The sequence below is a fragment of the Roseicella sp. DB1501 genome, from assembly GCF_013112485.1.
Classification (GTDB): Bacteria; Pseudomonadota; Alphaproteobacteria; order Acetobacterales; family Acetobacteraceae; genus Paracraurococcus.
Genome location: NZ_JABFHG010000003.1, coordinates 96,218 through 114,896, shown reverse-complemented (window position 1 = coordinate 114,896; position 18,679 = coordinate 96,218). Strand labels below are relative to the sequence as shown.

The window sequence follows — 18,679 nt, the reverse complement described above, 5'->3', positions numbered from 1 at the left end:
GGGTGCCGAGGCTAGACCGTGGCGCCGATGGCTGGAAGCGGCGGCGGCTGCTGGCGGCGGCGCGGCGGCTGCGGCCGAAGGCCGATGGCGCCGCCGCACCGCTGCCCCGCCCCGCTCTGCCCCGCCCCACTCTGCCCAGCCTGTGGCTGCTCGGCGATCCGCGGCGCCTGCCCGATCCCCGGACCGCCGCCGCGCGGCTGCCGGCCGGCGCCGCAGTCATCGCGCGCGGCCTCGCCCCCGATGTGGTCGCCGGGCTGGCCAGCGTGGCCCGGCGGCAACAGCTCCGGCTGCTGCTGGCGGCGGATGGCCGGGCGGCGCTCCGCCTCGGGGCCGGGCTGCACCTGCCGGACCGTCACGGCACACCGGGGCTGCTGCCCTTCCTGCTGGCTCGCCGCCGCCGCCGCCGGCTGCTGCTGACCGTCGCGGCGCATGGCCGGGCCGGCCTCGCCCGCGCCCGCCGGCTCGGCGCCGATGCGGTGCTGCTCTCACCGGTCTTCCCCACCGCGAGCCATCCCGGCGCGCCCTCCCTCGGCCCCTGCCGCTGGGCGGCGCTCGCCCGGCGCGCCGGGCGGCCGGCCCTGGCGCTGGGCGGCATCGATGGCGGCAATGCCGGGCGGCTGCCGCGCTGGGCCGGCGGGATCGCCGCCATCGGCGCGCTCGGCCTCCCACCCAGCGTGTAACTGCACTGCAGCAAGCGCATGTGGCGACGCCGCCACAGTGTTTCGGGGAAGTCGCGGTCCCGCTATCCGACCGGTTGTCGGTCATTGTCGCCGTGCATCATAGTCTGGCGGGACCCGGGCGCATCCGTGCTTGGCGCAGGCTTTTGCTGGGTTCGCGTCCTGTCAGGGGGCAGGGCAGGGGTCAAGGGAACAGCCGGGCGCCTCCGGCGCGTGAGGAGGATTGTGATGCGTAAGATTCTGCTGGGCACGACCGCTGTGGTCGGCGCGGCGCTCCTGGCTCCGTCCATCGCGGCGGCGCAGGAAGCCCCGACGGTGCGGATCGGCGGTTTCTTCCGGGCTTACTACGGCAACACGCAGCAAAGCGCTCGGAACTCGACGTCGCCGTCCGGCCTGGCAACCAACACCGCGGGCGCCACCGGCAACCTGGCGCAGCAGGGCAGCGGCACCACGGTGATCGGCACCAACTCGACCGAGAGCGCCGGCCACACCGCGCGGCTGGATAAGAACGACTTCTCGACCGATGCCGAGGTGCATGTCTTCGTCAACGGCAAGACGGCGAACGGCCTGTCCTACGGTGCGGTGATCGAGATCGCCTTCAACCAGCAGGAAGGCCGCAACATCGTCCAGCAGCGTGCCAGCACGGGCAAGACGACGGCCTCGATCGACGAGTACTACGCCTTCATCGCCTCGCCCACCTTCGGCCAGATCCGCTTCGGCGACGAGGACGGCCCGGTCGGCGGCCTGATGAACTCGGGCGTCATCACCAACTTCGGCACCGGCGGCGTCTACGGCGACCGCGAGTCCTTCGTCACCCGCCAGGGCAACGACCGCACCACCACCTCGCCGGGCGGCCTCGGCGACAACACCAAGATCATCTACCTCTCGCCGCAGTTCTTCGGCTTCGACTTCGGCGCCTCCTTCGCCTTCAACTACGGCGTTGGCGAGGATACGGGCTGTTCCTCCAACCAGTCGAGCGGCTGGTGCGACAGCTCCTATGCCTTCACCGGCGCCTCCAACTTCGGCGTCGCCGCCGCTGGCCCGGAGATGTCGGTCCGCCGCAACGAGTACCAGGGCGCGCTCCGTTGGCGCGGCAGCCTGGCCGGCGTCGGCCTCTCCGTCACCGGCGGCTATGTCGGCTCGGGCGCGGCGAAGGAGCTCAGCCCGATCACCAACACGCAGCGCTCGGTCTTCCAGCCGCTCGGCGTCTGGCAGGTGGGTGCGCAGGCGACCGCCTACGGCCTGACGGTCGGCGCGCAGTATGAGCACGGCACCTCGAACTTCTTCTGGGGCAACCCGATGAAGGGCGACCGGCCAATGGATCAGTTCTTCGCCGGTGCCAGCTACACCGTCGGGCCCTTCACCATCGGCGGCAACTACGTGATGCAGACCGTCGAGGGCGCGAGCCGCACCTCCTATGGCTATACCGGCGGCGTGCTGACGGCGACGCCGAACCCGGCCGGCGCCGGCCTGATGCGCCGCCTCGGCTACGGCATCGGCGGCAACTACCGCCTCGCCCCGGGCCTCGACATCGTGGCCGAGTACAGCAGCTACACCGTCGCCGAGCGTGGCCGCGACCTCGACCCGTCCAACCCGGGCGTGCAGGATCGCAGCACGGCGAAGGTCTTCATCCTCGGCACCCGCCTCGCCTTCTGATCGGCGGACCGAACCGGACGAAGGGGGCGGCGGAGCAATCCGCCGCCCTTTTCGTCATCTTTGTTTACGGAAGATTTCCCGTGCCTTTTCGCCCTTGATCCTGCCCGGGATCAAGCCATAGTGCGGCCGCCATGAAGCCCTTTCTCGCCGCCATCGCCCTCATGCTGCCGCTGCTCGCGGCCTGCGGCGATGCGAATCAGCGCCTGGTCAACAACGACGAATACGGCGATTGGCGCAACGGGCGGGCGCGCAACCGTCCCCAGGGCGCGAGCGCCGGCCTGGTCGTCTTCGGCGTCGACAAGGACCGCGAGGCGCGCGAGGCGGCGGCCGCCGGCACGGGCCTCTCGGTGAACGCCTATCTCTGGCGCGCGACGCTCGACACCCTCTCCTTCATGCCGCTCGCCTCGGCCGATCCCTTCGGCGGCACCATCATCACCGATTGGTACACGCCCCCCGGCAGCGGCGGCGAGCGCTTCCGGGCCCAGGCCTATGTGCTCGGCCGGCAACTTCGCTCGGATGGCGTGCGGGTGCAGGTCTTCCGCCAGAGCCTGGATCGCGGGCAGTGGGTCGACAGCCCGGTCTCGACCGCCACCAATTCCGAGATGGAGGACAAGGTCCTCGCCCGGGCCCGCGAGCTGCGGAGCCAGTCGGCCGCCCGCTGACACTGGCGCCGGCACCGCCCGGCGCATCCTTTCGACGCATAGGATCGTAGCCGCGCGCCGGCAGGCTGCTGGCCTTTGCCATGCCGGCGGACGCGGGGAAGGCCGCGCCGGCCTGTCGGAGGATCCTGCATGACCATGCTGAGCCCAAGGGCCGCGGCCCTGCGCGCAAAACTGGACGTCGCCCGCCCGGCGGTGGCGATGGCGGCGCACAACCCGCTGGCGGCCAAGCTCGCCGCCGAGGCGGGCTTCGATGCCGTCTGGGGCAGCGGCTTCGAGCTCTCGGCCGCGCATGCCGTGCCGGATGCCAGCATCCTGCCGATGGGGACGCATCTCGAGATGATGCGGGCGATGGCGGAGGCGCAGCCGGCGCCCGTCATCGCCGATATCGATACTGGCTTCGGCAATGCGGTGAACGTCGCCTATGCCGTGCCGCAATACCGCGCCGCCGGCGTCGCCGCCGTGGTGATGGAGGACAAGACCTTCCCCAAGGACAGCAGCCTACGCCCCGGCGGGCGGCAGGAGCTGGTCCCGCTGGGCGAGTTCCAGGGCAAGCTGGAGGCGGCGAAGGCCGCGGGCGGCCTGCTGGTCATCGCCCGGACCGAGGCCCTGATCGCCGGGCTGGGGCAGGAGGAGGCGCTGCGGCGCGGCACCGCCTATGCCGAGGCCGGCGCCGATGCCGTGCTGATCCACAGCAAGCAGAAGACGCCGGAGGAGATCCTCGGCTTCTGCCGCGCCTGGCCCGGCCGGGTGCCGCTGGTCCTGGTGCCGACCAGCTATCCGCAGCTCTCCTTCGCCGAGGTTGGGGCGCTGGGCAAGGTCGGCCTGATCATCTGCGGCAACCACGCCATCCGGGCCGCGGTCCGCGCCATGCAGGAGACCTTCCACCGCATCCTGGCCGAGGGCGGCATCGCCGGGGTCGAGGCGCAGATCGCCCCGGTGGCGGAGATCTTCGCCCTGCAGGGCGATGCGCGGATGCGGCAGATCGAGGCGAAGTACCTGCGATAGGCCCCGCCGCTGGAGCATGATCGCTTGAGGTGGACTCACCGAACAGCGTGCCTCACGCGATCAAACAACGGCCTGGACCATGATCCGCGAGCCTGTGTGAGCGGATCATGGTCCAGGGCCGTCCGTCACCGCACGACCGCCCTGGCCCCCCGCGGCTCCCTCCGGCGCAGCGAGGCGGGCTTGCCGAAAAGGTCGATCATCGCCGGGAACACCACCAGGATGAAGATCGGCAGTAGCGTCGTGCCGCCCACCACCACCACCGCCAGCGGCTTCTGCAGGTCGGAGCCGATGCCGGTCGCGACCGCCGCCGGCAGCAGGCCGACCATCGCGGCGAGGCAGGTCATCATCACCGGCCGCATCCGGTCCACGCCGGCCTGGTCGAGGGCCTGCCGCCAGGGCATCCCGGCATCGCGCAGCCCATGGAAATGCGAGAGCAGGATGATGCCCTCCATCACCGTGATGCCGAACAGGGCGAGGAAGCCGATGGCCGCCGGCACGCTGAAATGCAGCCCCATCAGCTCGAGCGCGGTGACGCCGCCGATGCAGGAGAGCGGCAGCAGGCCGAAGATCAGCAGCGTGTCGCGCAGGCTGCTGAACTGCACGTAGAGCAGCATGGCGATGAGGGCGAGGGCGATCGGCACCACGATCTTCAGTCGGGCGATCGCCTCCTGCAGGTTGCGGAACTCGCCCACCCATTCCAGTTTGTAGCCGGGCGGCACCACCACGTTCTGCTCCACCAGCGCCTGCGCCTCCTCGACCGCCGATTGCGGATCGCGGCCGCGGACCGAGAATTTCACCGGCACGTAGCGCGAGGCATCCTCGCGGTAGATGTAGCTCGCGCCGGAGATCAGCCCGACCGTCGCCACGTCGCCGAGCGTCGCGCCGGATTGCGGGCTGATCGGGATGCGCCGGATGGCGTCAAGCCGGGTGCGGTAGGGTGCGTCGAAGCGGACGATGATCGGGAAGTTGCGGTCGCCGCCCTCCTCATACAGCCGCGCCGCCTCCTGCCCGCCGATCGCCGCCTGGATCACCTGGTTGATGTCGTTGATGGCGAGGCCGTAGCGCGCCGCCTTGGCGCGGTCGATGCGGATGGAGACGGTCGGCTGGCCAAGGGTGCGGAAGACGCCGAGATCGGCGATGCCGTCCACCTTCTCCATCTGCTGGCGGATCTGCTCCGCCACGCGCGCGAGCACGTCGAGATCCGGGCCGATCACCTTCAGCGCGTTGGCGCCCTTCACCCCCGAGGCCGCCTCCTGCACGTTGTCCGAGATGTACTGGGAGAAATTGAAGTCGACCCCGATGAACTCCTGGGACAGCCGCGCCTGGATCTTCTCGACCAGCGCATCCTTGCTGCTCGCCGTGGTCCACTGGTCCATCGGCTTCAGCGGCACGAAGAACTCCGCATTGAAGAAGCCGGCACTGTCCGTGCCGTCATCCGGCCGGCCCTGCTGCGAGGTGACGGTGATGACCTCGGGGAACTCCTTCAGCACCATGCGCATGCGGTTGACGTAGCGGTTGCCCTCGGCGAGCGAGATGGTCGCGGGCATGGTCGCCCGCATCCAGATGCTGCCTTCCTCGAGCGTCGGCAGGAACTCGCCGCCCATCCGGCTGAACTGCACGACGGCGCCGGCCAGCAGCAGGCCGGAGACGGCGATGGTGGCGATCCGCCGCCGCATGGCGAGGCCGTGCAGGTATTCGTGCGCCCGCCCAAGCCAGCGCACGATCGGCATCACCTTCTCCTTCGTGTTGTCGCGGAACAGCGTGCCGGCCAGCGCCGGGGCGACGGTGAAGGTGGCGAAGAGCGCGCCGCCGATGGCATAGGCATAGGTCTTGGCCATCGGGCCGAAGATCCGCCCCTCGATCCCGCCCATGGTGAAGAGCGGGATGAAGGCGGCGACGATGATCAGCGCCGAGAAGAAGATCGCCGTGCTCACCTCGCCGGCCGCCCGCAGCACGATCAGCGGCACGCCCGAGAGGCCGCGGGAGGCGGTGGGGTGGGCGATCCGGTGGCCAGGCACGCCATGGGTCAGGTGCAGGTGGCGGTAGACATTCTCCACCATGATCACGGTGGCATCGACCAGCAGGCCGAAATCCAGGCTGCCGAGGGAGAGCAGGTTGGCGCTCTCGCCCCGCAGCAGCATGACGATGACGGCGGTGAAGAAGGCGAAGGGGATGGTCGCGCCCACCACGATCGCGCCCTTGAAGTCGCCGAGGAACAGCCACTGGATGAACACCACCAGGGCGATGCCCATGATGATGTTCTTCACCACGTGGTGGGTGGTCACCTCCACCAGGTCCTTGCGGTCGTAGATCGGCACGATGTGCACGCCGGGCGGCAGCACGCCGCCGGCATTGATCGTCCGCACCTCCTGCTCCACCGCGCGGATGGTCGGCAGGGTCTGCTCGCCGCGGCGCATGAGCACCACGCCCATGACCACGTCGTCATCCGCCTCCTGCCCGGCGATGCCGAGCCGGGGCAGGTTGCCGACCTCCACCCGGGCGACGTCGGAGAGCAGGACCGGGAGGTTGTTGTTCACCCCGAGCACGACGTTGCGGACATCGTCCATGGAGCGGATCAGACCAACGCCCTGCACCACGGCGGATTGCGGGCCGACATCGATGATGCCGGCGCCCGTCGTCGCATCGCCGTTGCCGATGGCCTGCACCACCTGCGGCAGGGAGAGGCCGTAGGCGGTCAGCTTCGGCAGGTCGACGATGACGTTGTAGGACTTGGTCGGGCCGCCATAGGCGGTGACGTCGATCACCCCCGGCACGCGCTTGAAGCGGCGTTGCAGCACCCAGTCCTGCAGCACCCGGAGGTCGCTGACGGCGAAGCCGGGCGGGCCGATCACGCGGTAGCGCAGGATCTCGCCGATCGGGCTCCAGGGGCTGATCTGCGGCTGCACCCCATTCGGCAAGCCGCTGATCTGGCCGAGCCGGTTCAGCACCTGCTGCAGGGATTGCTCGTAATTATAGGCGAAGGTGAACTGCGCCGAGACCACCGAGAGGCCGAAGAGCGAGGTCGAGCGGACCTTCGCCAGGTTCGGCATGCCCGAGAGCCCGACCTCGATCGGGATGGTGATGTAGCGCTCGATCTCCTCCGCGCTCTGCCCCTGGTTCTGGGTGATGATCACCACCGTCGGCGGCACCGGATCCGGATAGGCCTCGATGTTGAGTTGCCGGAAGCCCGCGAAGCCGATGCAGAGGAAGGCGATGTAGAGCAGGATCACGAGCGCCCGCTTCTGCAGGGCGAAGGCGACCAGGTGGCGCATGCGGGTTCCAGTCCAGACGGCCGCGATGCGGCACGGGCAGAGGGCTTGGGCACTGCTGTGGGCGCGGCCATGCCTTGCCCGGCCTGGTTTTTTCGCACGCGCCGGCTTGCCGCACCCATTGGGCGAGGCTTAAGACTTCGCCATCCCCCAGGGCAGCCGGGTTACGGCGGCGCCATGCCGGTGGGTGGCGCCCTGGCTGGCGCCTAGCTGGCGCCTAGCTGGCGCCCCTGGCCCGGCATGGCAGGATGCCGGCGCGGCATGTCCTCCGAATCCCCCTCCTCCCCCTTCCGCGCCGGTGCCGGCGCCGCGCTCGGCGCCCCGGCCATCGCCATGGGCGTCAGCTTCCTCGCCTTCGGGGCTGCGGTCGCTGCCGCCGGGCTGGGGCCGGGCTGGGCCCTCGGCGCCTCGCTCGGCGTCTATGGCATGGCCGGGCAGCTTGTGCTGCTGCAGGCCGGCGCCGGCGATCCGGCGGGCGCCGCGCTCGGCGCGACGGCGGCCAATGCGCGCTTCCTGCCGATGGCCATGGCGATCGCCCCCTGGCTCGGCCCGCCATCCGGGCCTGGGCCAGGATGGCGTTGGCTGGCGCTGCCCTTCATCGCCATCACCCCCTGGGCGGCGGCGATGCGGGTGCTGCCCGGCCTGCCGGAGGCGGCGCGGCTGCGCTGGTTCCTCGGCTTCGCCCTGGCCTCCTGGCTGGTCGCCGGGCTGGCGACCTGGCTCGGCCTGCTGGCGGCACCCTGGCTGCGGCCCTCGCTGCTGGCGGCCCTGCTCTTCGCCAACCCGCTCTATTTCGCCCTGCTGCTGGCGGCCGAGGGCCGCATGCCCGCCTCGCGGCTGCCGATCCTCGCCGGCATCGCCGCGGCGCCGCTCGCCATCCTGCTGCCGGCCGCCTGGGGGCTGCTGGCAGCCGGGCTGGTCGGCGGCACGCTGGCCTTCCTGCTGCGCCGTCCCGCCCGGCGTGGCGGCAGGGCCAGAGGCGGGGGCGGGGGCGGGGGCCGAGGCTGATGCTCGATGGCCGCGGCCTGGCGCTCGCGCTGAGCATCGCGGCGATGCTCGGCCTGCGGGCCGTCGGGCTGCTGGTGGCGGGCCGGCTGCGGCCCGATCATCCGTTGATCGCCTGGGCCTCGGCGGTCAGCCAGGCGACGCTCTCGGCCTTCGTCGCCCTCGCCGTGGTCCTGCCCGGCGGCGCCGCGGCCAGCCTGCCGCTCGCCGCGCGCCTGGCCGGGCTGGCGGCCGGGCTGCTCGCCTGGTGGTGGGGACGCGGGCGGCTGCTGCCGGCGCTGCTCGCCGGGCTGGCGGCACTGGTCGCGGTGCGGGCGCTGCTCGGCGGCTGAGCGCGCCGCGGCAGGCTGTGCCGCCCCTTGGGCCCTGAGCGAATCACGGGGTCCCCGCAGAGCCCGCCGCGGCTTCGCAGGGAAGTCTCAGATCAGGCCAAGGGACCGCAGCTCCTGCCGCAGCCGGGCCGGCAGCGCCTCGATCCCCTCCGCTTCCGCGCCGGCCGCGACATCCAGCGGGGCCGCCGCCGGCTCGAGATAGCGCCAGCCCTGGAAGGGCTTCACCGGCCGGGCCGCCACCGGCACCAGGGTCGGGTCCAGCACCAGCCCGGCGCAGCTCGTGCCGTCCTCCCAGGCCTCGTCGCGGATCTCGAGGATGCGCTGGCGCACCTGCACGAAGCCCGCGACCACCCAGTAGATGGAACCGCCGGCGGTGATCTCGGCCGCCCGCTTCGGGACCATGCGGGTCTGGTGGCGCAGCGGCGGGTCGGCGACGGCCCGGCGCGCCTGCAGCTCGCGGAGCTGGCCGACATCCTTCGGGCCGACGGAAAGCTTGATGAGATGCAGCACCCGGCGGGTGTACCGCCTGCGGCGACGGCCGCAAATCAGCATCGCGGCGACGGCCGCAAATCGGCATCTGGCGGCGGCCGCAAATCGGCATCGCGCCGCCGCCGCCCTCCGGCCCATTGCAGGCGAGCGGCGGGCACCGGCCGCCCCGCGCCGCGTTCGACCTGCCGGCCGATGCCCGTGCGCGGCCCGGCTGCCGGCCCCTCCGCCGGCGGCTGCAACGAGGAGAGCGGCGCAACCGGGCCCGCCCGTCGCAGCCGCGTCCCGCCGGGACTGTCCAGACCATGCATCACCTCGATCCCGCCTGCCCCTGCTGCCGGACCGGCAGCCGCCTGCCGGTCGCGCCAGGCCGGCGCGGCCTCGCCGGGCTCGCCGTCGGGGCGATCCTCGCTGGCCTGCCCCGGCCGCTGCGCGCCGCCGATCCGGTGCCGCGGACCAACCTCACGCCCGACCAGGCGCTCGCCCTGCTGCGCGACGGCAACCAGCGCTTCCAGACCGATGCCCCCTTCCGCGCGGTCCAGGGGCGGGAGAGACGGTTGGAGTTGGCACGCGGCCAGGCGCCCTTCTGCGTCCTGGTCGGCTGCTCGGACAGCCGGGTGCCGCCCGAGCTGCTCTTCGGCCGCGGCCTCGGCGAACTCTTCATCGTCCGCAATGCCGGCAACACGGTCGATACCGCGGCGCTCGGCAGCATCGAATACGGCGTCGGCGTGCTGGGCTGCCCGCTGATCGTGGTGCTCGGGCATGAAAGCTGCGGCGCCGTCGCCGCAGCGGTCGATGTGGTGGACCGCAATACCAACTTCCCCGGCGTGATCGGCGAGATGGTGCAGCCCATCCTGCCGGCCGTGCTTTCGGCGCGGCGCACGGGCGACACCACGCTCGATGCCGCGGTCCGCGCCAATGCGCGGCGCGTCGCCCTGCGGCTGCGCACGCAGAGCCCGGTGCTACAGGAGGCGCTGGGCCGCGGCCGGCTGCAGATCGTGCCGGCGCATTACGACCTGGACGACGGCGAGGTGCACTGGCTCGAGGCGAGCTGAGCCGGGCGGGCGGGACCGGTGTTTAGGCGGGGCGCAAGCGCGCCCTTCCCAGGCGCCGGACCACGGCTTATTCCCTTGGCCGAGCAGCAATATCGATGGCCGATGAACGACGCCAGCACCACCACCCGCCGGGATACGCAACGCCAGGAGATCCGGCACGATTTCCGCTCCGCGGAGCCGCGCTGGCAGGCGGAATGGGAGCGGCGCGGCTGCTTCGCCGTGCCGGACGTGCCGCCGGCCGACGCGAAGAAGTATTATGTTCTTGAGATGTTCCCGTACCCGAGCGGGAAGATCCATATGGGGCATGTCCGCAACTACACGCTGGGCGACGTGGTCGCCCGCTACAAGCGCGCGCGCGGCCATATGGTCATGCACCCGATGGGCTGGGATGCCTTCGGCCTGCCGGCGGAGAATGCGGCGCGCGAGCGCGGCGTCCATCCCGGCACCTGGACCTATCAGAACATCGCCAACATGCGCGCCGAGCTGAAGCGCATGGGGCTTTCCATCGAATGGGCCCGCGAATTCGCCACCTGCGACGCCGAGTATTACGGCCACCAGCAGAAGCTCTTCCTCGATTTCTACCGGGCCGGCCTGGTTGAGCGGAAGGAGAGCTGGGTGAACTGGGACCCGGTGGACGGCACGGTGCTGGCCAATGAGCAGGTGATCGACGGCCGCGGCTGGCGCAGCGGCGCGCTGGTCGAGAAGAAGCAGCTCAGCCAGTGGTTCTTCAGCATCACCAAATACGCCGACGACCTGCTACGGGCGCTGGACGGGCTCGACCGCTGGCCCGAGCGGGTGAAGCTGATGCAGGCCAACTGGATCGGCCGCAGCGAGGGCGCGCGGGTGCGCTTCCGCCTGACCGAGCCGGTGGCGGCGAGCCGTCCCGATGATCCGCGGGGCGACAGCCCCGAGGCTCTGAATCGGGCCGGCGCACCACAGGTGCTATCGGAGGTGGAGGTTTTCACCACGCGGCCGGACACGCTGTTCGGCATGAGCTTCCTCGCCGTCGCCGCCGAGCATCCGTTGGCCGCCGCCGCCGCGGCGCGCGACCCGAAGGCGGCCGAGTTCGTCGCCGAATGCCGCCGCATGGGCACCAGCGAGGCCGCCATCGAGCAGGCGGAGAAGCGCGGCTACGACACCGGCTTCCGCGTCGCGCATCCCTTCATCGAGGGGGCGAGCTTCCCAGTCTGGATCGCCAATTTCGTGCTGATGGAATACGGCACCGGCGCGATCTTCGGCTGTCCCGGCCATGACGAGCGGGACTTCGAATTCGCCCGCAAATTCGGCCTGCCGATCACCCCGGTGGTGCTGCCGCCGGGCGCCGATGCCGCCAGCTTCGCGCTGGGCGATGCCGCCTATGTCGGCGAGGGCAGCATCATCAATTCCGGCTTCCTCGACGGGCTCGAGGTGGCGGCGGCCAAGCGCCGGGCGATCGAAGCGCTGGAGGCGAAGGGGCAGGGCACCGGGGTGGTGAACTGGCGCCTGCGCGACTGGGGTGTCTCGCGCCAGCGCTACTGGGGCTGCCCAATCCCCTTCATCCATTGCGCGGCCTGCGGCGTGGTGCCGGTGCCGGACGACCAGCTGCCGGTGCGGCTGCCGGAGGATGTGGACTTCTCCAAGCCCGGCAACCCGCTGGACACGCATCCGAGCTGGAAGCACGTGGCCTGCCCGAGCTGTGGCAAGCCGGCCCGGCGCGAGACCGATACCTGCGACACCTTCGTCGACAGCTCCTGGTATTTCGCGCGCTTCTGCTCGCCGCGGGCCGGGGTGCCGGTGACGAAGGCGGCGGTCGATGCCTGGCTGCCGGTCGACCAGTATATCGGCGGCATCGAGCATGCGATCCTGCACCTGCTCTACAGCCGCTTCTTCACCCGCGGCATGCGCGACACCGGGCATCTGGCGATCGCCGAGCCCTTCGCCGGCCTCTTCACCCAGGGCATGGTGACGCATGAGAGCTACAAATCGGCCGATGGCCGCTGGCTCTATCCGGAGGAGGTGGAGTTCAGCACCGCCGCCGACGGCTCGCGCACCGCGGTGCTGAAGGGCGGCAACGCGCCCGTCACCATCGGCCGCGTCGAGGCGATGTCGAAGTCGAAGCGCAACACGGTCGATCCGGGCGCCATCATCGACCGCTACGGCGCCGATACCGCGCGCTGGTTCATCCTCTCCGACAACCCGCCGGAGCGGGATATGGAGTGGACGGAGGCGGGCGTTGCCGGCGCCTATCGCTTCAGCCAGCGCCTCTACCGCCTGGTGGCGGCGGCGCTGGACGGTCTGCCGCCTGCCAGCAGCAGCGCGGAGGGGGCGACCGGCGCGGCGCGGAAGCTGCGCCAGGTGACGCACCGGACCATCGCCGCGGTGACCGAGGCGCTGGAGAGCTTCGCCTTCAACGTCGCCGTCGCCCGCATCCATGAATTCGCCAATGCCATCGGCGAGGCGGATGCGGCTTCGGATACGGTCCTGGGCGCGGCGAAGCGGGAGGCGCTGGAGGCCATCGCCCGCCTCATCGCGCCGATGATGCCGCACCTGGCCGAGGAGTTGTGGTCGCTGCTGCAGCCGGGCGAGACCGCACTGGTCGCGGAGCTGCCCTGGCTCGAGGCCGACCCGGCGCTGATGCAGACGGAGACGGTGACGCTCGCCGTGCAGGTGCTCGGCAAGCTGCGTGGCACGATTGAGGTGGCGGTGGATGCGGATGAGGCGACGATCTTCGCCCTGGCCGAGGCGGAGGAGAATGTGCAGCGAAGCATCGCCGGCAAGCCCATCCGGAAGCGGATCCATGTGCCGGGCCGCGTCGTCAACTTCGTTGTCTGAGGCCGTGACGCGCCGCGGCTTGCTGGGCGCGGCGGGGCTGCTCGGCCTTTCAGGCTGCGACTTCCGACCGCTCTACGCCCCGGGCACGGCGGCTGATGGCGGCAACGGAGACCTCGTCACCGAGCTCGCCGCGGTGCGCGTCGGGCCGATTTATGAGCGGACTGGCCAGTTGCTGCGGCGGAACCTGCAACGGAGGCTGGAGGACGCGGCGCCGGGCACCTCGGCCCGCTACCAGCTCAACGTCTCCTACACGCCGGGGGTGGAGGTGCTGGGCTACCGGCGCGACGGCACCATCACCCGGGTCCGCTACACCATCACCGGCACCTGGGACTTGGCGACGCTCTCGGTCCCACCGGTGCCGGTGGCGCGATCCGACATTCCCTATCGGACGATCGACTCCTTCAACATTCCCGATCTGCAATTCTTCTCTGCCGACAGCGCCCGCGATGCGTTGGAAAGCCGCGCGATGGAGGAAATGTCCGAGGCAATCGTCCGTCAGGTCGCGCTCGCCCTCCGCCGGCGCATGGAGGCCCAGGCGAAGGCCAAGGACTGAGCCGTGGCGAAGCTCGATGCGCGGCGCGTCGGCGCCTTCCTCGCCAATCCTGGCGCCTGTCGCGTGGCGCTGCTGCATGGCGACGATCCCGGCCTGATCCGTGAGCGCTGCGAGGCGCTGATCCGTACCGTCACCGAGGGCGATGCGCTGCGGCTGGTCGAGGCCGCGAAGGACATGCTGCGGGCGCCGCAATCTCTCGCCAATGAGGCGGCGAGCGCGCCGCTGACCGGCGGCCGCTGCCTGGTGCGGCTGCGCGATGCGGGCGATGGCAAGCAGGTGGTCGAGGCCGCCAGGGCGGCGCTGGCCGGGCCGGGACCGGGCTTGGTGGTGATCGAGGCGCCGGAGCTCCGCACCAGCGCCGCGCTGTTCAAGGCGGTGGAAGGCTCGCCCGCCGGCGCGGTGATCGCCTGCTACCGGGAACGGGGCAGCGAGCTCGCCGGCTCCATCGCGCGCATCCTGCAGGAGCTGGATGTCACGGCCGAGCCTGCGGCCACCGAATGGCTGGCGCAACGGCTGGGCGAGGACCGGATGCTGCTGCGGCGCGAGCTGGAGAAGCTCGCCCTCTTCGTCGGCCAAGGCGGCAAGGTGACGCCGGATGCCGCCATCGCCTGCATCGCCGAGGGCTCGGCCCTCGACCTTGAGGAAGCCCTGATGGCGGCGATGGCGGGGGAGGTGGCCACGGCCGACAAGGCGCTCGACACCGCCTTCGCCGAGGGCGCCAATGCCGTGCAGGTGGTGCGGGCGGCGCTGCGGCATGTGCAGCGCCTGCACCTCGCGGCGCTGGCCGTGGCGGCCGGAGCGGCGCCGGCCGGGGCCTTGGAGACGCTGCGGCCGCCGGTCTTCTTCCGCCACCGCCCGGCCATGGAGCGTGCGCTCCGGCTGTGGCGGCCGGATGCGCTGATGGCCGCTGGGGCGGCGCTGCTGGAGGCTGAGCGGCGCACCAAGACGACCGGCCTGCCGGCGACAACCGTGGCCCGCAACGCGGTGACGGGCTTGGCGCGGCAGGCCGCCAGCCGCCGGTAAGGTCTACGCCTTAGGGAGTCAGCAGGCGGACCAAGCCGTCGAGTTGGTCCAGATCGCGATACTGGATCGTCACCTGGCCGCCACGGCCGCCATGGCGAATGCTCACCCGCAGCCCCAAGCGCGTGGACAGATCGCGCTCCAGCGCCTGGGTTTCCGGCGCGACCGCGGGCCGGGCATTGGGCTCGCGCGGCTTGGCGGCGACCAGCGCCTCGGTCTGCCGCACGTTTAGCCCGCGATCGACCACCTGCAGCGCCAGCGCCTCGGCATCCGGGGCGGTCAGCAGGGCGCGGGCATGGCCGGCGGTCAGCGCCCCGTCGCGCAGCAACTCTCGCACCCGCTCCGGTAGGGCGAGCAGACGAAGCGTGTTCGCCACATGGCTGCGGCTCTTGCCCACCGCCTGGCCAAGCTGGTCCTGGGTAAGGCCGAATTCGTCGATCAGGCGGCGGAAACCCTCGGCCTCTTCCAGAGCGTTGAGGTCCTGACGCTGCAGGTTCTCGACCAACGCCGCCGCCATGGCCGCCCGGTCATCGAGGTTGCGCAGCAGGACCGGCACCTCGTGCAGTTGCGCGAGCTGCGCGGCTCGCCAGCGGCGCTCGCCGCCGATGATCTGATACTGGCCAGGACTGCCCGGCTTCTCCCGCACCAGGATCGGCTGCAGTACGCCATGTTCCTTGATGCTGTCGGCAAGCTCCTGCAACGGGCCCTGGTCGATCGGGCCGCGGGGCTGAAAGGGGCCGGGCTCCAGCATCTCGACAGGCAGGGTGCGGATCCCGCCCTCGCTGGGGGCGCTCGCAGGAGCCTGCGTCGCGGGCATCGGCGCAGCTGCGTCGCCGAGCAGGGCGGAGAGACCACGGCCCAGTCGCATCGGCTTCTTGGCGCCGCTCATGCCCGCTTCTCCCGCCGCAGCAATTCAGCGCCGAGGGCGGCATAGGCCTGCGCCCCGGGCGAGCGGGCATCGTAGAGGCTGACGGGCAGACCATGCGAGGGCGCCTCGCTGATCCGGATGTTCCGCGGGATCACCGTCTCGAATACCTTGTCCTTGAAAAAGCCGCGCACGTCCTGCGCTACGAGTTCGGAGAGGTTGTTCCGGCGATCGTACATGGTCAGCAGGATGCCTTCGAGCGCCAGAGTTGGGTTGAGGGCGCGCCTCACCCGCTCGATCGTCTGAGTGATCTGGCTGACGCCCTCCAGTGCGAAGAATTCGGTTTGCAACGGCACAAGCACGCTATGCGCCGCGACGAGGGCATTGAGCGTCAGAAGCCCAAGGGAAGGCGGGCAATCCAGCAAGATGTAGTCAAACTGAGCCATCAGAATCGGATCCGCCGTCAGGGCCTGGATCAGCCGGCGCTCGCGGTCCTCCATGGTCACCAGTTCGACCTCCGCACCAGCCAGGTCGGCATCGGCCGGGACGAGTTGCAGCGTCGGCACCGGCGTCGGTCGCAGCAATTCCGCGAGCGGCCGGCCATCGACCAGCAGCGCATAGGTGCCAGCCCCGCGTTCCGCCCGCTCGATCCCGAGCCCGGTGGAGGCATTGCCCTGTGGATCGAGGTCCAGGAGCAGAACCTTGTGCTGCGCCGCCATGACGGTGGCGAGGTTGATCGCGGTCGTGGTTTTGCCGACGCCACCTTTCTGGTTGGCGAAGGCGATGACGCGGGGGCGGGCCCGGTCAGATGGGGGAGCCGGCAGGACGAATCTCGCTGATACGAAGGATGGTGGCGGCCGGATCGGTGCGGCTCGGAATGCGCTCGACGCGCATGATCCAGTCGCGTGCAGCGTCCGTCAATTCCTGCTCGACGCTCCGGCCCTTTGGAAACAGCGCAACGCCGTCCGGGGCCAGGATCGATGCGGCATAGCCCAACAGGGTCGTGAGCGGGGCGAGGGCGCGGGCGGTGAGGATCGTCGCCTTCGGCAACGTCGCAGCCTCGATCCGCTTCGGATGCACGGTCACATGGCGCAGCGCCAGGGCGCGGCTCGCCTCGATCAGGAAAGCCGACTTCCGGCGGTCGGATTCGATCAGATGCGTCTCGTGGCCGGTGGCCATAGCGAGGATCAGACCGGGAAACCCGGCACCTGACCCGAGATCGACCAACGGGCTCGACCGATCCGGCAAGAGCGGTGCGAGTTGCAGCGAATCCAGCACGTGCCGCTGCCATAGGTCTTCGGCATTGCGTTCGGCTGTCAGGTTGATGCGCGCGTTCCAGCGCTGCAGCAAAGCGACGAAGGACCGAAGCCGTTCCTCGGTTTCACGTGGAACATCCAAGATCGGCTGTTTCACGTGAAACGCACCTCGCCACGCCGAAGGTGAACGGCCAGCGCTGCCAGCGCGGCGGGCGTAATGCCGGGGATGCGTCCCGCACTACCAAGCGTAGCCGGTCGGGCTTGCATCAGACGCTGCCGCATCTCTGCCGAAAGACCTGGCACCAAGGCGAAATCAATCCCCTTTGGGATGGCGAGTTGCTCCTCCCGCGCCAGGGCCCGCAGTTCTGCGGCCTGACGCTCGAGATAGGGCGCATAAAGGGCCTGGGCCTCAAGCTCGGACCGCACCCGACGCGGCAATTCGCGCAGCCAAGGGAAGATACGGTCTGCATCGGTCCGCGTCATCACCGGCAAGGCCAGCGCCTCCAGCGCGCTGCGCCAACGGCCATCCTGGTTCACCGTCACCCCAGCCGCTGCATACCAGGCTGGCGAGCCTCCTTCCGTACGCGCGCGGGCCATGGCCGCTTCCAACGCGGCGACAAAGGCCCGGTGCGCTGCGGCGCGGTCGCTGCCCACCACGCCCCAGGCGATGCCTTTCTCGGTCAGGCGCAGCCCGGCATTGTCGGCGCGTAACGCTAGGCGGAACTCGGACCGAGCTGTGAGCATCCGATAGGGTTCGGTCACCCCTTGCAAGATCAGGTCATCGACCATCACGCCGGCATAAGCGTCGCTCCGGCCGAGCATCCGATCGGGGACTGCTCCTCCAGCCCGGCGCGCGGCATTGATCCCCGCCAGGAGACCTTGCGCCGCCGCCTCCTCGTAGCCCGTGGTGCCGTTGATCTGACCGGCGAGGAACAGGCGCGGTGTGGTGCGAACCTCCAGCGCTGGCGTCAGCGCGCGGGGGTCCACATGGTCATATTCGATCGCATAGCCGGGCCGCAGGATGCGGGCCCGCTCCAGCCCCGGAATCGAGGCGATCAGCGCCGCCTGCAGCGCCTCGGGTAGGCTGGTGGAGATGCCGTTCGGATAGACCGTGTCATCCTCCAGCCCCTCCGGTTCGAGGAAGATCTGGTGGCGCTGGCGGTCGGCGAAGCGCACCACCTTGTCCTCGATGGAAGGGCAATAGCGCGGTCCGACCCCCTCGATCCGCCCACCATAGACGGCGGTGCGATGCAGGTTGGCGCGGATCAGGTCATGGGTCGCCGGCGTGGTGGCGGTGATGGCACAAGGGCGCTGCGAGTTGGTGATCCGCTCCGTCATCCAGGAGAGCGGCTCGGGCGGATCGTCACCCGGCTGCGGCTCCAGCGCCGCCCAGTCGATGCTGCGTCCATCCAGCCGCGGCGGCGTGCCGGTCTTCAGCCGGGCGAGTGGCAGGCCCAACCGGCGCAGCGTGTCCGAGAGGCCGATGGATGGCGCCTCGCTGACCCGGCCCGCCGGGATACGCGTCTCGCCAATATGGATCATGCCGCGCAGGAAGGTGCCGCTCGTGATGACCACCGCGCCGGCGCGGATCTGCTGGCCAGTCGCCGTGACGACGCCGATGACCTCGCCCTCCGCCCCGGTCACCAGATCCTCGGCCGCCTCCGCCGCGATGGTCAGGCCCTCGGTCGCCCGCAGTAGGGCCTGGATCGCCTGGCGGTACAGCGCGCGGTCGGCCTGGGCCCGCGGCCCCCGTACGGCCGGGCCCTTGCTGCGGTTCAGCAGCTTGAAATGGATGCCGGCAGCATCGGCCGCGCGGCCCATGAGCCCGTCCAGCGCATCCACCTCGCGCACCAGATGTCCCTTGCCCACCCCGCCGATCGCCGGGTTGCAGGACATCTCGCCCAGTGTCTCGATCCGGTGGGTCAACAGCAGGGTATGGGCGCCGCAGCGCGCGGCGGCCGCGGCGGCCTCGCAGCCGGCATGGCCGCCGCCGATTACCACCACATCGAAGAATGCGTCGAACATGG

Annotated in this window: 16 protein-coding genes; 10 read left to right on the top strand and 6 right to left on the bottom strand. The window is 70.8% G+C overall.

The annotated features are described in order from the left end of the window. The first annotated feature begins 2 nt into the window (after positions 1-2). The 4 genes from HJG45_RS06855 (at position 3) to HJG45_RS06840 (ending at position 4,000) form a co-directional block, all read left to right on the top strand. On the top strand, positions 3-680 hold the full coding sequence (locus HJG45_RS06855) for a thiamine phosphate synthase (RefSeq protein WP_368040530.1): 678 nt from the start codon (positions 3-5) through the stop codon (positions 678-680). 225 nt (positions 681-905) lie between these two features. Then, a complete protein-coding gene (locus HJG45_RS06850) occupies positions 906-2,333 on the top strand; it encodes a porin (RefSeq protein ID WP_171611367.1) in 1,428 nt (475 codons plus the stop codon). A gap of 131 nt (positions 2,334-2,464) precedes the next feature. Further along, positions 2,465-2,995 carry a DUF3576 domain-containing protein gene (locus tag HJG45_RS06845; protein ID WP_171611366.1) on the top strand — a complete coding sequence of 177 codons (531 nt, stop codon included), beginning with the start codon at positions 2,465-2,467 and terminating at the stop codon, positions 2,993-2,995. A 129-nt stretch (positions 2,996-3,124) separates the two neighbouring features. After that, positions 3,125-4,000, top strand: a complete 876-nt coding sequence (locus HJG45_RS06840) for a phosphonopyruvate hydrolase (RefSeq protein WP_217362854.1) — start codon at positions 3,125-3,127, stop codon at positions 3,998-4,000. 125 nt (positions 4,001-4,125) lie between these two features. Here the strand turns inward: HJG45_RS06840 and HJG45_RS06835 are convergent, their stop codons facing one another. Further along, positions 4,126-7,272 carry an efflux RND transporter permease subunit gene (locus HJG45_RS06835; protein ID WP_171611365.1) on the bottom strand — a complete coding sequence of 1,049 codons (3,147 nt, stop codon included), beginning with the start codon at positions 7,270-7,272 and terminating at the stop codon, positions 4,126-4,128. Between the two features lie 258 nt (positions 7,273-7,530). On the opposite strand from HJG45_RS06835, the gene HJG45_RS06830 reads away from it, so the two are divergent. Beyond that, positions 7,531-8,277: an AzlC family ABC transporter permease gene (locus HJG45_RS06830; protein WP_171611364.1), complete on the top strand. Its 747-nt coding sequence runs from the start codon at positions 7,531-7,533 to the stop codon at positions 8,275-8,277. After that, positions 8,277-8,606 (top strand): AzlD domain-containing protein, encoded by a 330-nt coding sequence (locus HJG45_RS06825; RefSeq protein WP_171611363.1) that lies wholly within the window; start codon positions 8,277-8,279, stop codon positions 8,604-8,606. Before HJG45_RS06830 ends, HJG45_RS06825 begins: the two co-directional genes overlap by 1 nt. 87 nt (positions 8,607-8,693) lie before the next feature. Here HJG45_RS06825 and HJG45_RS06820 read toward each other — a convergent pair whose 3' ends face one another. Next, a complete protein-coding gene (locus HJG45_RS06820; protein WP_368040529.1) occupies positions 8,694-9,116 on the bottom strand; it encodes a DUF1489 family protein in 423 nt (140 codons plus the stop codon). A 281-nt stretch (positions 9,117-9,397) separates the two neighbouring features. Here HJG45_RS06820 and HJG45_RS06815 point away from each other — a divergent pair, with 281 nt between their 5' ends. The 4 genes from HJG45_RS06815 to holA all read left to right on the top strand — a co-directional run bounded on the left by HJG45_RS06815 (position 9,398) and on the right by holA (position 14,534). Next, positions 9,398-10,147 carry a carbonic anhydrase gene (locus HJG45_RS06815; protein ID WP_171611361.1) on the top strand — a complete coding sequence of 250 codons (750 nt, stop codon included), beginning with the start codon at positions 9,398-9,400 and terminating at the stop codon, positions 10,145-10,147. Between the two features lie 102 nt (positions 10,148-10,249). After that, positions 10,250-12,958: a leucine--tRNA ligase gene (gene leuS / locus HJG45_RS06810; RefSeq protein ID WP_171611360.1), complete on the top strand. Its 2,709-nt coding sequence runs from the start codon at positions 10,250-10,252 to the stop codon at positions 12,956-12,958. A gap of 4 nt (positions 12,959-12,962) precedes the next feature. After that, a complete protein-coding gene (gene lptE, locus HJG45_RS06805; protein WP_171611359.1) occupies positions 12,963-13,511 on the top strand; it encodes an LPS assembly lipoprotein LptE in 549 nt (182 codons plus the stop codon). A 3-nt stretch (positions 13,512-13,514) separates the two neighbouring features. Continuing rightward, positions 13,515-14,534, top strand: a complete 1,020-nt coding sequence (gene holA / locus HJG45_RS06800) for a DNA polymerase III subunit delta (protein WP_171611358.1) — start codon at positions 13,515-13,517, stop codon at positions 14,532-14,534. 10 nt (positions 14,535-14,544) lie between these two features. On the opposite strand, the gene HJG45_RS06795 is transcribed toward holA, so the two are convergent. Genes HJG45_RS06795 through mnmG form a run of 4 tightly spaced genes read right to left on the bottom strand, consistent with a single transcriptional unit; the run spans position 14,545 to position 18,677 of the window. Continuing rightward, entirely contained in the window at positions 14,545-15,420 is an 876-nt protein-coding gene (locus tag HJG45_RS06795) for a ParB/RepB/Spo0J family partition protein (protein ID WP_171611357.1), read from the bottom strand. Then, the gene (locus HJG45_RS06790) at positions 15,417-16,220 is read right to left on the bottom strand and encodes a ParA family protein (RefSeq protein WP_171611767.1); all 804 of its coding nucleotides are present in this window, start codon (positions 16,218-16,220) and stop codon (positions 15,417-15,419) included. Before HJG45_RS06790 ends, HJG45_RS06795 begins: the two co-directional genes overlap by 4 nt. Further along, complete coding sequence (gene rsmG, locus HJG45_RS06785) at positions 16,201-16,809, bottom strand: 16S rRNA (guanine(527)-N(7))-methyltransferase RsmG (protein WP_368040528.1); 609 nt, start codon at positions 16,807-16,809, stop codon at positions 16,201-16,203. The genes HJG45_RS06790 and rsmG overlap by 20 nt, the downstream gene beginning before the upstream one ends. Further along, positions 16,806-18,677 carry a tRNA uridine-5-carboxymethylaminomethyl(34) synthesis enzyme MnmG gene (mnmG, locus tag HJG45_RS06780; RefSeq protein WP_171611356.1) on the bottom strand — a complete coding sequence of 624 codons (1,872 nt, stop codon included), beginning with the start codon at positions 18,675-18,677 and terminating at the stop codon, positions 16,806-16,808. Before mnmG ends, rsmG begins: the two co-directional genes overlap by 4 nt. Positions 18,678-18,679 lie beyond the last annotated feature (2 nt).